Here is a 13,408-nt window from a genome sequence, read left to right as displayed (position 1 = left end):
GCGAATCTGCCTGATGTGAACGAGGCAGGCAGTATACGGAAAATGCCGCTGGCGGGTGTAGGCGCGATCAGCCGAGCCCACTGCGCCCTGGCAGAACCTTCATCGGGCCGTCAGGTCTGAGTGTCATCTCCCCACGTAGCCCCTGTCCATGAAGTCGCGCCTTGTCGCTGTAGTGCTGCTGTCGCTGTTCGCAAGTTTCGTTCATGCCGCCGCCCCCACCGTACTGCATCGCCCCATCGAACTGGACACCGGCGACGGTGTGCTGCACGGCAGCTTGCTGCTGCCACAGCTGGACACTCCACCACCGGTGGTGCTGATCATCTCGGGCTCTGGCCCGACCGACCGGGACGGCAACAACCCTGCCTCGGGCCGCGTCGACAACCTCAAGCGCCTGGCCCTGCTGCTGGCCCGGCAGAATATCGCCAGCGTGCGCTATGACAAGCGCGGCGTGGCCGCCAGCCAGCCGGCCACGCCGGACGAACGCGATCTGAGCGTGGAGCGCTACGTGGCCGACGCAGTGGCCTGGGGTCGCCAGTTACGCAGTGATCCGCGCTTCGGCCCGCTGATCATCGTCGGCCACAGCGAAGGTGCGCTGATCGCCAGCCTGGCGGCCCACGATGCCGGTGCCAGCGCCGTGGTCACCCTGGCCGGCAGTGGCCGACCGATTGCCGAGGTTCTGCGCGAGCAACTGGCCAAGCGCCTGAGCCCGGCCGACATGCTGCGGGGCAATCTGCTGCTCGACCACCTGCAAGCCGGGCAGACCAGCCTCGACGTCCCTGCCCCGCTGCGCCAAGCCTTCCGGCCCAGCGTGCAGCCTTATGTGATTTCCCTGCTGCGCCAGGATCCGGCAGCAGCGTTCGCCAGCCTCGAGGTGCCCGCGCTGATCATCCAGGGCCGCAACGACGTGCAAGTGGACGTGCTCGACGCGCAACGCCTGCAAGCGGCCAAGCCCGACGCGCAACTGGTGCTGATCGACGGCATGAACCACATGCTGCGGATCAGCCCGCGGGACATGAGCCAGCAGCGCGAGACCTACCGCAACCCTGAACTGCCCCTGGCACGGCAGCTTGGCGAAAGCCTGGTGAGCTTCATTCGCGGTCTGCCCCAGGCATGAACCCCTCAGGTTGCCGGGATTGCTGCCGATAGCCTGGCATTGATCCCGCAGCCGCAGCGTCTGAACGCCCCGATTGCGGTCCGGCTGGATTCGAGGACCACCCCATGAGCATTGACCCCACCCCCGCAGAGCCGGCCATCACGCCGCCTGCGCCCGACGCTGCGCCGCTGCCGTGGGCCGACGTCGCCTGCGAGCACTTCCAGTTACTACGCCTGAGCCCACAGCCCACCGAACGCACCGGCCCGCGGCCGCTGCGCTTCGTGCAGCTCGGCCACGCTGAACGCTACAGCAAGACCCACGCCCTGCTGCGTATGCGTATCAGCCTGCCAGGCCAGTTGACCCACAAGGAACAGAATCAGCTGGACGTGCGCGTCGACCATGCCGAGCGCAGGGTGCAGGTCGGCGCACCCTTGCAGCTCGAGCCAGTCAACCGTGGCCTGGGCCGCTTTTTGCTGGCCAAGGCCGCGCGTTGGCTACAGCAGCGCTGGCCGGATTACCGCGTGCAAGGCATGGAGCTGGCCAGCAACGAGGTGCTCAGCGACGACGCCCGCCAGCGTCGCGACCATCTGCTGCGCAATGCCGGCCTGGACCTCAACTATGCCGACGGCCCGGCAGCCAAGGCGAGCGTGCTGGATGCCGCCGTCAGCCAGCTGCGCTCGCACTGGAACGAAGACAAGGTGCAAGTCCTGCCGGTGCTCGACACTGCAGCGCTTCTGCAGCAGGCCGAGCAGCAGTTGCAGGAACTGACCGTGCAACTGCGAGAGCGCGACGAGCGCGTGGCGCGGGTAGAGCGTGAAGACAGCGGCCTGCGCTTCACCATTACCTGCCTGGTGGCCTTCGCCGTGTTTCAGGCCGGACTGCTGATCTTCATCGCCACGCGTTGAATCGCTGCGGGTCGATCAGAGCCGCGAGCGGAACAGCTCCTGATGCTGGCGGCACTGCTCGGCGCTGAGCATGAACACACCGTGTCCGCCACGCTTGAATTCGAGCCAGGCGAAATCGACTTCCGGATACAACTGCTCGACGTGCACCTGGCTGTTGCCGACCTCGACGATCAGCAGGCCCTTGTCGGTCAGGTGGTCGGCCGCCTCGGCAAGCATGCGCCGCACCAGATCCAGGCCATCCTGGCCGCAGGCCAGCCCCAGCTCCGGCTCGTGCTGATACTCGGCCGGCATGTCGGCGAAGTCTTCGGCATCGACGTAGGGCGGATTGGACAAGATCAGATCGAAGCGCTGCTTGGGCAGGCCGGCGAAACCGTCGCCCTGCACGGTGTACACGCGCTCTTCCAGACCATGGCGCTCGATGTTCTGGTTGGCCACTTCGAGGGCTTCGAACGACAGATCGGCCAGCACCACTTCAGCCTCGGGGAACACGTCGGCAGCGACGATACCGATGCAGCCCGAACCCGTGCACAGGTCGAGAATGCGGGCCGGCTCGCTGCCCAGCCACGGCTCGAGGCGCGCTTCGAGCAGTTCGCCGATGGGGGAACGGGGCACCAGTACGCGCTCGTCGACGATGAACGACAGGCCACAGAACCAGGCTTCGCCCAGCAGATAGGCGGCCGGAATGCGTTCGTCGATGCGTCGCTTGAGCAGATGCAGCAGGCGTACCCGCTCGTCGTCTTCGAGCTGGCAGTCAAGGTAGCCGTCGGCGATTTCGTACGGCAGGTGCAAGGCACCTAGCACCAGCAGACGCGCTTCATCCCAGGCGTTGTCGGCGCCGTGGCCGAAGAACAGGTCGTGCTCATGGAAGCGGCTGACCGCCCAACGGATATGGTCGCGCAGGGTGCGCAGGCGGGAAGTGATCACTATGAACTCCTTTTGAGACAGCGTGAAAGTCTACCAGCAGAGGCCGGCAAATGGGTCGTGCGCAGGGCCTCACAGATAGCCACAGGCCAGCAACCATGCTGGCTGCGCTGTCAAGCATTCCCATTGTCGTCGCGGCAGAGGACAATAGCCGGCAAAAGCCCTAGCCGAAGGAGCCCTTGATGTCCGTTCCAACCACGATGTTCCGCCTCAGCGGCCGCGACTACCCGCCGGCCAAGCTGAGCCAGGCCAGCCTGATCATCATCGATGCGCAGAAGGAGTACCTGAGCGGTCCTCTGGCGCTGTCGGGCATGCCCGAGGCCACGGCCAACATCGCCCGGTTACTCGAAGCTGCGCGCCTGGCGGGACGTCCGATCGTGCATGTACGCCACCTGGGCACGGTCGGCGGGCTGTTCGACCCACAGGGCCCGCGCGGCGAATTCATCCCCGGCCTCGAACCCCGCGAGGGCGAGGTGGTGATCGAAAAGCGCATGCCCAACGCGTTCAAGAACACCAAGTTGCACGAGACCTTGCAGGGTCTTGGCCACCTCGACCTGATCGTCTGCGGTTTCATGAGCCACTCCAGCGTCAGCACCACCGTGCGCCGGGCCAAGGACTACGGCTACCGCTGCACCCTGGTCGAGGACGCCTCGGCCACCCGTGACCTGGCGTTCAAGGATGGGGTAATTCCCGCTGCGCAGATCCATCAGGGTGAAATGGCGGTCATGGCCGACAACTTCGCCTGCGTGGCGCCCACCTCCAGCCTGATCTGACACGGCTTGTCTGCCGGCGCAAGCGGCTGCGCGACCGGCACCGCGCATGACGCCCACAGACCTGCCGCGGCCTGGTCGACTCACGTACACTACGCCGCCCAGCTGGAGGCATCATGCAAGACGACGATTTTTCCCTCTTTCGCAGCGAAGTGCGCGGCGTCAAGCCGATCAACCACGATCGCGCCGAAGTTGGTAAGCCCAAGGCCGACCGCCAGCAACTCGCCGGCCTGCGCCAGAAGGCGACCCTGCGCAGCGACCAGCCGCTGGTGATCGACGGTCTGTCGGATCAGTTCGTCATCGACGTCGGCGCCGAAGACGAGCTGTCGTGGCGCCGCGACGGGGTGCAGGAAGCCCAGCTGCGCAAGCTCAAGCTGGGCCAGATCGCCTTCGAAGGCAGCCTCGACCTGCATGGCATGAGCGTCGAGAAGGCCCGCGAAACCCTGTGGGATTTCATCGCCGAGGCCAGCAAACTGGAAGTGCGCTGCGTGCGCGTGACCCACGGCAAGGCCGCGCGCCTGGACGGCAGGCGTCCGATGATTAAGAGCCACGTCAACACCTGGTTGCGCCAGCACGCGCACGTGCTGGGCTTTGTCTCGTGCCAGCCACGCCATGGCGGCACCGGGGCGGTGTATGTGATGCTCAAGCGAACCATGCTCGAAGGCCGCGACGAGTAACATCGCGCTTGCAGCGCCGCGCCCCGAGACTTAACCTTCATTTTTGCGAAAATTCCCACAGGTAGATCCATGTCCCTGGAACAGAACTACACCGAGATCCTTGGCCAGATCGGCGAGGACGTCTCCCGCGAGGGCCTGCGCGACACGCCCAAGCGGGCCGCAAAGGCGATGAAATACCTTTGCCGCGGTTATGAGCAGACCCTCGAAGAGGTCACCAACAACGCGCTGTTCAGCTCCGACAACAGCGAGATGGTGGTGGTCCGGGACATCGAGCTCTACTCGATGTGCGAACACCACATGCTGCCGTTCATCGGCAAGGCCCATGTTGCCTACCTGCCCAAGGGCAAGGTGCTGGGGCTGTCGAAGGTGGCGCGCATCGTCGACATGTTCGCCCGCCGCCTGCAAATCCAGGAAAACCTCAGCCGCCAGATCGCCGAAGCCATCGAGAAGGTCACCGGCGCCGCCGGCGTTGCCGTGGTTATCGAGGCCAAGCACATGTGCATGATGATGCGCGGCGTCGAGAAACAGAATTCCAGCATGATCACCTCGGTGATGCTCGGCGAATTCCGCGCCAATGCTGCAACGCGCACCGAGTTCCTCAGCCTGATTCGCTGATGCGACCGCGTTGCCAAGCCGGCCCCTCGTGGGTCGGCTTTTTCGTTTATTGCTGTTGAGGAGTGTTCTCATGATCGTCAAAGCCCTGCGGGTCGGTCTCGGCCAGCTCATCGTGTTCGGCGACTGGATCAGCCGTCCGGCCAAGCGCAAGCGTGACGCAGCGGCCCAGGCCAAGGTCGAAGAACAGGCCCGGGATCTGGCCCTGTACCAGTTCCACGCCTGCCCGTTCTGCGTCAAGACGCGCCGCGCCATGCACCGGCTCAACGTGCCCGTGGCGCTGCGCGACGCCAAGCACGACCCGGTCCATCGTCAGGCGCTGCTCGAAGGCGGCGGGCGTATCAAGGTGCCGTGTCTGCGTATCGAGGAAGCGGGTCAGGTGCGCTGGATGTACGAATCCAACGACATCATTGCCTACCTCGATCAGCGCTTTGCCAATGCCTGACCGGCACAGTTAAACCGGCATTGAGTGTAGTGATAACTGTACGGCCAAACCTGCACTTGGCTGTACCGCCCCATGAAGCGGCGCGAGGGGTAGGCTGAAAGAACTGCTTACATTCGTTCAGAGAGCCGCCCTAATGTCCGTCGCCAAACCTGCTCGCCTACGGCCCCTGGCCGACTCCTCCCCCTCGGCCGTGGTCGCTGGTTTCATCGCCATGCTCACCGGCTATACCAGTTCGCTGGTGCTGATGTTCCAGGCGGGTCAGGCGGCAGGCTTGAGCAGCGCGCAGATTTCTTCGTGGATCTGGGCCCTGTCGATCGGCATGGCGGTGTGCAGCATCGGCCTTTCGCTGCGCTACCGCACCCCGGTCACCGTGGCCTGGTCGACGCCCGGTGCGGCACTGCTGATTACCAGCCTGGGCGGCGTCAGTTATGCAGAGGCCATCGGCGCCTACATCACTTGCGCGGTGCTGGTGGTGATCTGCGGCCTGACGGGCAGCTTCGAGCGGCTGATGCGGCGTATTCCCGCCTCCTTGGCGGCAGCACTGCTGGCGGGCATCCTGTTCAAGATCGGCAGCGAAATCTTCCTCGCCGCGCAGCACCGCACCCTGTTGGTGCTGGGCATGTTCTTCAGCTATCTGCTGGTCAAGCGCGTCTCGCCACGCTACTGCGTTCTCGCCGCGCTACTGGTGGGCACCGGGCTGTCCGGCGCCCTGGGCCTGCTCGACTTCAGCGAGTTCAGCCTGGAGCTGGCCACGCCGGTGTGGACCACACCGAGCTTTTCAGTCGCGGCCACCATCAGCATCGGTATTCCGCTGTTCGTCGTGGCCATGACCTCGCAGAACATGCCAGGCATCGCGGTGTTGCGCGCCGATGGCTATCAGGTGCCCGCCTCCCCGCTGATTACCAGCACCGGGCTGGCCTCGCTGCTATTGGCCCCGTTCGGCTCCCATGGGGTGAACCTGGCGGCGATCAGTGCCGCGATCTGTACCGGCCCACACGCCCATGAAGACCCCGCCAAGCGCTACACCGCAGCGGTCTGGTGCGGCCTGTTCTATGCCGTGGGGGGAACCTTCGGCGCAACCCTGGCTGCGCTCTTCGCCGCCCTGCCCAAGGAACTGGTGCTGTCGATCGCCGCGCTGGCGCTGCTTGGCTCGATCATCAATGGCCTGAGCGTCGCCATGGCCGAAGCGCGCGAGCGCGAGGCCGCGCTGATCACCTTCATGGTCACCGCATCGGGCATGAGTCTGCTGTCGATTGGCTCGGCGTTCTGGGGAATCATCGCGGGTCTGCTGACACTGCTGATCCTCAATCCGCGCAAGGGCTGAATGCACCGCACGCAAGCCTGCCCGGCGTGCACCGGACCGGGCCGACCGTCATGACCCTGAGGCGGTTGCATGAAAGATGTTTAATCGCCGTTTTATTTACTTAGCCTGCTATCAAACCCTATAACTAAGGCCTGCGACATCGTGTCGCAATCAACCAGAAGTGGAGTTTGACGATGACTGTTCAAGTAACCGAACGCGACGAATCGAAAATGTCCCACGAAGGCCTGGCCGCCGGTGTGCGCATCTGGGATGTGCATCAGCAAGGCGAGCTGGTGGGCATGTTCCATGACGAACAACAAGCCCAGCAATACCGCGCAGAGCTCGAAGGCTGGGAAAGCCAGCGCGACGAACCGCATTGAATCGTTCGCGGCCAAGGCCGCTGCCACCGGGTGAAATGCCCTCTCGTTGGCAGCGGCCTTGGCCGCGAAGCTATTACCACATCAGATCGTCAGGAATCTTGTACGCCGCATACGGATCATCCGCTTCATCCGCTTCTTCGACGTGGGTGTTGAGCAGCAGAATGCGATGCGCGTCGCGCTCCTGGATCTTCAGCGCGGCTTCGCGCGGAATCACTTCATAACCCCCGCCATGGGAAACCACGGCCAGCGAGCCATTGCTCAACTTGCTGCGCATCAGCGCGTTGACGGCAATGCGCTTGACCTTCTTGTCGTCGACGAAGTTGAAGTAGTCCTCGGTGGTCAGCTTGGGCAGGCGGGTGGCTTCGATCAGTTGCTTGACCTGCGCCGCGCGGGCCTTCTGCTCGGCCTTGTCCTGCTGGGCGCGGTTCAGTTCCTGATCGCGCTTGGCCTTCTCGGCCATGGCTTGCTTGGCCAGACGCTGCTGCGAATCGTCCGCCTCGGCCTGGCCTTTTTGCACCAGGCGTTTTTGTTTCTTCTCGGCCTTGTTGGTTTGGGAAACCTGTTTCTGGTTGACCAGACCGGCCTTGAGCAATTGGTCGCGAAGGGAAAGGCTCATCGATGTTCACTCACTTATGCATCGGCTCAGCCGCAGCTGGGCAGGTTCTTTTCCTGACGCTTGGCTTCACCCCACAGGGCGTCCAGTTCGTCGAGGGTACGATCTTCGATCGGCAGGCCCTGCTCTCGCAAGGCCTGCTCGATGAAACGAAAGCGTCGCTCGAATTTTGCATTGGCGCGGCGCAGGGCGTGTTCGGGGTCATGCTTGAGGTGGCGCGTCAGGTTGACGGTGGCGAACAGCAGATCGCCCAGCTCGTCCTGCACCGCATCGGCGTCGCCTGCGGCCATGGCTTGCAACACTTCATCCAGTTCCTCGCGGACCTTGTCCAGCACCGGCAAGGCCTCGGGCCAGTCGAAGCCCACCGTGGCCGCGCGCTTCTGCAGTTTGGCGGCGCGTGACAGCGCCGGCAGGGCCGCCGGCACGTCGTCGAGCAACGACAACTGCTGCGGGCTGCTGGCCTGCTCGGCGCGCTCTTCGGCCTTGATCGCCTCCCAGCGCTGCTTGACCTGTTCCTCACTGAGCCGCGGCGTATCGAGCGAGGCATGCAGATCACCAGTAGGGAACACGTGGGGATGACGGCGGATCAGCTTGCGGGTGATGGCATCGACCACGCCGGCGAAGTCGAAACGACCGTCCTCGCGCGCGAGCTGGCTGTAATACACCACCTGGAACAGCAGGTCACCCAATTCGCCTTGCAGGTGCTGGAAATCACCGCGCTCGATGGTGTCGGCCACCTCATAGGCCTCCTCCAGGGTGTGCGGGACGATGCTCGCGTAGTCCTGCTTGAGGTCCCACGGGCAGCCGTGTTGCGGGTCACGCAGACGGGCCATGAGGTGCAGCAGATCGTCCAGGGTATGCTTCATCGATACGTCCTTTATACGGCGCTCAGCCACGTCTCACGGGGTACGGTTACGCCGCGTTTCGATGATGTTGGGCAATTGCGAGATACGTCCGAGCAGACGACCGAGGGCGTCCAGGCCGGGAATCTCGATGGTCAGCGACATCAATGCGGTGTTGTCGTCCTTGTTCGAGCGGGTGTTGACCGCCAGCACGTTGATCTTCTCGTTGAGCAGCACCTGCGACACGTCACGCAGCAGACCCGGACGATCGTAGGCACGCACGACGATGTCGACCGGGTAAGTCTGCACCGGAATCGGGCCCCAGCTCACCTGGATGATGCGCTCGGGCTCCTTGCCGGCCAGTTGCAGCACCGAGGCGCAGTCCTGACGGTGGATGCTGACGCCGCGGCCCTGGGTGATGTAGCCGACGATGGCATCGCCTGGCAGCGGCTGGCAGCAGCCGGCCATCTGCGTGAGCAGGTTGCCGACGCCCTGGATACGAATATCGCCGCGCTTGCCCGAACGGCTGCTGGGCTTGCGGGTGATCAGCTCGACCTGCTCGCTGCGGTCCGGTTCGAGCAACTGCTGCGCGGCGTTGACCATCTGCGCCAGGCGCAGATCACCCGCGCCGAGGGCGGCGAACATGTCTTCGGCGGTCTTGACGTTGGCCTTCTCGGCCAGGCGCTCGAAATCGACCTGCGGCAGACCCAGGCGGCTCAGTTCGCGTTCCAGCAAGGTGCGGCCAGCAGCGACGTTCTGATCGCGCGCCTGCAACTTGAACCAGTGGACGATCTTCGCCCTGGCTCGCGAGGTATTGACGTAACCGAGGTTGGAGTTCAGCCAGTCGCGGCTGGGGCTGCCGTGCTTGCTGGTGATGATCTCGACCTGCTCGCCGGTCTGCAGCACGTAGTTGAGCGGGACGATGCGGCCATTGATCTTCGCACCGCGGCAGTTGTGGCCGATTTCAGTGTGTACACGGTAGGCGAAATCGAGTGGGGTGGCGCCTTTGGGCAAATCGATGGCATGCCCGTCGGGGGTGAAGATGTAGACCCGATCAGGCTCGATGTCGACGCGCAGCTGTTCGGCGAGGCCACCGATGTCGCCCAGCTCTTCGTGCCATTCCAGCACTTGGCGCAGCCAGGAGATTTTTTCCTCGTAGTGGTTGGAGCCACCCTTGACGTCGGTGCCCTTGTACTTCCAGTGCGCGCACACGCCGAGTTCGGCCTCTTCGTGCATGCCGTGGGTCCGAATCTGCACCTCCAGCACCTTGCCCTCGGGCCCGATCACCGCGGTGTGCAGCGAGCGATAGCCGTTTTCCTTGGGGTTGGCGATGTAGTCGTCGAACTCCTTGGGAATGTGCCGCCAAAGGGTATGGACGATACCCAGCGCGGTGTAGCAGTCGCGGATCTCCGGCACCAGCACGCGTACCGCGCGCACGTCGTAGATTTGGCTGAACTCCAGCCCTTTGCGCTGCATCTTGCGCCAGATCGAATAGATGTGTTTCGCACGGCCGCTGATATCGGCGTTGACGCCGGTGGCCAGCAGTTCGTTTTGCAGCTGATTCATCACATCGCTGATGAAACGCTCGCGGTCGAGCCGGCGCTCGTGCAGCAGTTTGGCGATCTGCTTGTACTGATCGGGTTCGAGGTAGCGGAACGAGAGGTCTTCGAGTTCCCACTTGATGTGACCGATGCCCAGGCGGTGAGCCAGCGGCGCGTAGATGTCGAACACTTCGCGCGCCACGCGCAGGCGCTTTTCGTCGTCGGCAGCCTTCACCGCGCGGATCGCGCAGGTGCGTTCGGCCAGCTTGATCAACGCCACGCGCACGTCATCGACCATCGCCACGAGCATCTTGCGCAGGTTCTCAACCTGGGCCTGGGAACCGAGCACCAGTGACTGGCGCGGGCTCAGGCTGGCGCTGATGGCGGCCATGCGCAGCACGCCGTCGATGAGCTTGGACACCACCGGGCCGAAGCGCTGGCCGACTTCGGCCAGGGTCACCTTGCCTTCGCGCACCGAGCGATAGATCAGCGCGGCGACCAGTGAATCCTGGTCGAGCTTGAGGTCGGCGAGGATTTCCGCGATTTCCAGACCCGCCTGAAAACTCGACGTGCCGTCGGCCCAGGAATGCTTGGCCGGGTTGCCGTTCTTCTCGACTTCCTGAGCGAACTCGCAGGCCAGGGCCAGTTCCGTCCGGTCGAGTGCCGCGTCGACACTCGTGACATGATCCAGCCATCCCTCGAGATTGATACTGCCGTCCGTGTTGACCGGCTGGTGCACTCTCACCTGTACCATCTGTGTTCCACCTTTCCATAACAGCACGTCACACGGACATGCTGGCTTTCATCTGCGTGGCTTCCATTCCCTGGAAGCCGCGCCCACGGACCAGGCCTTGGACCTAGCCCGCTTCGAATAACGCCATGGCTTCGACATGCGCCGTCTGAGGAAACATGTCGAGAATCCCGGCCCTCGTTAACCGGTACCCCTGGTTGACCAGCACCTGCGCATCGCGCGCGAGGGTTGCCGGGTTACAGGATACGTAAACCAGCCTTTTCGCATTGAGCTGTGCGATGTGTCGCACAACCTCAAAGGCACCGTCGCGCGGTGGGTCCAAGAGTACCGCAGAAAAGCCTTCGGCGGCCCACTCGGCGCCGGCTAAAGGCTGGGTCAAATCGGCCTGAAAAAACGCCGCGTTATGCACATCGTTGTCGCGCGCGTTGGCCGCAGCCCGTTCGACCATGGTCTGCACGCCCTCGATGGCCACCACCTCACGCGCCTGACCGGCCAGCGGCAGGGCAAAATTGCCCAGACCGCAGAACAGATCGAGCACACGCTCGTCAGCCTGCGGCGCCAGCCAGTCGAGCGCTTGCTTGATCATCGCCGTGTTGACCGCGGCGTTGACCTGGACGAAATCGCCCGGTCGCCAGGCCAGGCGCAGTTGCCAGGGCGTGAGCTCGAAACCGAGCGTGGCACCTGCCACGTAGGGCGCAGGCTCGCCCTCCCCGTGCAGCCAAAGCTGCGCGCCTGCCTGCTCGCAGAAAGCCTGCAACCGCTGCAGATCGGCCTCGGGCAGTGCGCTGACATGGCGCACCAGCAGCGCCTCGGCGGTGCCGCTGAACAGCTCGACGTGGCCCAGCGCCTGGGGTTTGCCCAGGCTGCGCAGCACCGTCGGCAAATGCCGGAGAATCGTCTGCAAAGGCTGTACCAGCACCGGACATTCTTCGATGGCGATGATGTCCTGACTGGCCTCGGCGCGAAAACCGACGGCCAGCTGCTGCGCCTTGGCATCCCAGCGAACGGCGACCCGGGCGCGACGTCGATAACCGAACGCAGGGCCGAACAGGGGTGGCGCCCAGTGTTCAGGCTGGACGCCCGCCACCCGTTGTAACTGCTCGGCCAAGGTGCGCTGTTTGAGCGCCAGTTGTTCGGCATGGGGCAGGTGCTGAAGGTTGCAGCCGCCACAACGGGCGTAGTGCCGGCACGGCGCCTCGACCCGCGCGGCACTGGCCTGCAGCAATTTTTCCAGGCGCGCTTCGACGACCTTGCCGCGGGCGTTGAGCACCCGCACCTCGACCTCCTCCCCGGCCAGGGCACCGCTGACGAACCAGGTGCGCCCTTCGAAGAAAGCGATGCCGCGGCCATCGCCGGCCAGACGCTCAATGCTCAGGCGTTGCTTCTTGCCCACGGGTAGCTGGGCTGCGCGGTCGCCACCGGTGGGCTGGAAGCGCAGGCTGCTGGAGGATTTCTTTCTGGACATCAGGGTGCGTCGAACAGGCCGGTGGACAGGTAACGGTCGCCACGGTCGCAGATGATCGCGACCAGTACCGCATTTTCCAGCTCACGCGACAGGCGCAACATGCCAGCCACCGCACCGCCGGACGAAACGCCGCAGAAGATGCCCTCTTCGCGTGCCAGACGCAGGGTGGTCTGCTCGGCTTCTTCCTGGGACATGTCGAGCACCTGATCGACGCGGCTGGCATCGAAGATCTTCGGCAGGTAGGCCTCGGGCCAGCGGCGAATGCCGGGGATGGCCGAGCCGTCCATCGGCTGCAAACCGATGATCTGCACGGCGGGATTCTGTTCCTTGAGGTACTGCGAGCAGCCCATGATGGTACCGGTGGTGCCCATCGAGCTGATGAAGTGGGTCACGCTGCCGTGGGTCTGCTGCCAGATCTCCGGACCGGTGCTGTGGTAGTGGGCGATGGGGTTGTCACCATTGCCGAACTGATCGAGTACCCGTCCACGGCCCTCGGCCTGCAGGCGCTCGGCCAGGTCGCGCGCGCCCTCCATGCCCTCCTCCTTGCTCACCAGCAATAGCTCGGCGCCATAGGCCGTCATCGCCGCCTTGCGTTCGGCAGTGGAGTTGTCGGGCATGATCAGGATCATCTTGTAACCCTTGATCGCCGCCGCCATGGCCAGGGCGATACCGGTATTGCCCGAGGTCGCCTCGATCAGCGTGTCGCCAGGCTTGATCAAACCGCGCAGCTCGGCACGGGCGATCATCGACAACGCCGGACGGTCCTTCACCGACCCTGCCGGGTTGTTGCCTTCGAGCTTGAGCAGCAAGGTGTTGCTGGTGTCCCCGCCCAGGCGTTGCAGGCGTACCAGGGGCGTATTGCCGACGCAATCGGCGATGGTTGGGTACTGCGAGGTCATGGCGTAATTCGCATTCCGGGCGACAGGGGCGCCTATCATACCGGCAAACGTTTCAGCGCCATATCTCGCAATCATTGGAGGTTATAGCGCCTGGCTATATGAGCGTCGTACGAGGGACCGATGCCGCTGCATAGCAGCGGTCTGCAGGTACTGGACCTTACTAAGTCAGTGCAACCGCCAACTGACCGGGT

General features: G+C 64.2%; 14 protein-coding genes. 8 read left to right on the top strand and 6 right to left on the bottom strand.

Annotation, left to right across the window (positions count from 1 at the left end; translation table 11 throughout):
• Positions 1-148 precede the first annotated feature (148 nt).
• Entirely contained in the window at positions 149-1,114 is a 966-nt protein-coding gene (locus LK03_RS11665) for an alpha/beta hydrolase (protein ID WP_038412521.1), read from the top strand.
• Between the two features lie 104 nt (positions 1,115-1,218).
• A complete protein-coding gene (locus LK03_RS11660; protein ID WP_038412520.1) occupies positions 1,219-1,998 on the top strand; it encodes a hypothetical protein in 780 nt (259 codons plus the stop codon).
• 15 nt (positions 1,999-2,013) lie between these two features.
• On the opposite strand, the gene prmB is transcribed toward LK03_RS11660, so the two are convergent.
• On the bottom strand, positions 2,014-2,922 hold the full coding sequence (gene prmB / locus LK03_RS11655) for a 50S ribosomal protein L3 N(5)-glutamine methyltransferase (RefSeq protein WP_038412518.1): 909 nt from the start codon (positions 2,920-2,922) through the stop codon (positions 2,014-2,016).
• 179 nt (positions 2,923-3,101) lie between these two features.
• Between prmB and LK03_RS11650 the strand changes: the two genes are divergently transcribed.
• The 6 genes from LK03_RS11650 (at position 3,102) to LK03_RS11625 (ending at position 7,106) form a co-directional block, all read left to right on the top strand.
• The gene (locus LK03_RS11650) at positions 3,102-3,692 is read left to right on the top strand and encodes a cysteine hydrolase family protein (protein WP_038412517.1); all 591 of its coding nucleotides are present in this window, start codon (positions 3,102-3,104) and stop codon (positions 3,690-3,692) included.
• A gap of 113 nt (positions 3,693-3,805) precedes the next feature.
• Entirely contained in the window at positions 3,806-4,366 is a 561-nt protein-coding gene (locus tag LK03_RS11645) for a Smr/MutS family protein (RefSeq protein ID WP_038412515.1), read from the top strand.
• Positions 4,367-4,435: 69 nt separating this feature from the next.
• Positions 4,436-4,981, top strand: coding sequence for a GTP cyclohydrolase I FolE (folE, locus tag LK03_RS11640; protein ID WP_038412514.1), 546 nt, complete (start codon positions 4,436-4,438; stop codon positions 4,979-4,981).
• 70 nt (positions 4,982-5,051) lie between these two features.
• Positions 5,052-5,423 carry a glutaredoxin family protein gene (locus LK03_RS11635; protein WP_038412513.1) on the top strand — a complete coding sequence of 124 codons (372 nt, stop codon included), beginning with the start codon at positions 5,052-5,054 and terminating at the stop codon, positions 5,421-5,423.
• A 133-nt stretch (positions 5,424-5,556) separates the two neighbouring features.
• Positions 5,557-6,747 (top strand): benzoate/H(+) symporter BenE family transporter, encoded by a 1,191-nt coding sequence (locus LK03_RS11630; RefSeq protein ID WP_038412512.1) that lies wholly within the window; start codon positions 5,557-5,559, stop codon positions 6,745-6,747.
• 173 nt (positions 6,748-6,920) lie between these two features.
• A complete protein-coding gene (locus LK03_RS11625) occupies positions 6,921-7,106 on the top strand; it encodes a hypothetical protein (protein WP_028694690.1) in 186 nt (61 codons plus the stop codon).
• A gap of 73 nt (positions 7,107-7,179) precedes the next feature.
• On the opposite strand, the gene LK03_RS11620 is transcribed toward LK03_RS11625, so the two are convergent.
• The 5 genes from LK03_RS11620 to cysM all read right to left on the bottom strand — a co-directional run bounded on the left by LK03_RS11620 (position 7,180) and on the right by cysM (position 13,217).
• Complete coding sequence (locus LK03_RS11620) at positions 7,180-7,722, bottom strand: DUF2058 domain-containing protein (protein WP_038412510.1); 543 nt, start codon at positions 7,720-7,722, stop codon at positions 7,180-7,182.
• Positions 7,723-7,748: 26 nt separating this feature from the next.
• Positions 7,749-8,585, bottom strand: coding sequence for a nucleoside triphosphate pyrophosphohydrolase (mazG, locus tag LK03_RS11615; protein WP_038412508.1), 837 nt, complete (start codon positions 8,583-8,585; stop codon positions 7,749-7,751).
• A 33-nt stretch (positions 8,586-8,618) separates the two neighbouring features.
• Positions 8,619-10,856 (bottom strand): GTP diphosphokinase, encoded by a 2,238-nt coding sequence (gene relA / locus LK03_RS11610; RefSeq protein WP_038412505.1) that lies wholly within the window; start codon positions 10,854-10,856, stop codon positions 8,619-8,621.
• A gap of 103 nt (positions 10,857-10,959) precedes the next feature.
• Entirely contained in the window at positions 10,960-12,318 is a 1,359-nt protein-coding gene (gene rlmD, locus LK03_RS11605; protein WP_038412504.1) for a 23S rRNA (uracil(1939)-C(5))-methyltransferase RlmD, read from the bottom strand.
• Positions 12,318-13,217, bottom strand: coding sequence for a cysteine synthase CysM (cysM, locus tag LK03_RS11600; RefSeq protein ID WP_038412503.1), 900 nt, complete (start codon positions 13,215-13,217; stop codon positions 12,318-12,320). The genes rlmD and cysM overlap by 1 nt, the downstream gene beginning before the upstream one ends.
• Positions 13,218-13,408 lie beyond the last annotated feature (191 nt).

It is taken from the genome of Pseudomonas cremoricolorata, assembly GCF_000759535.1.
Lineage (GTDB): Bacteria > Pseudomonadota > Gammaproteobacteria > Pseudomonadales > Pseudomonadaceae > Aquipseudomonas > Aquipseudomonas cremoricolorata_A.
This window is presented reverse-complemented; position numbering and strand designations above follow the sequence as displayed.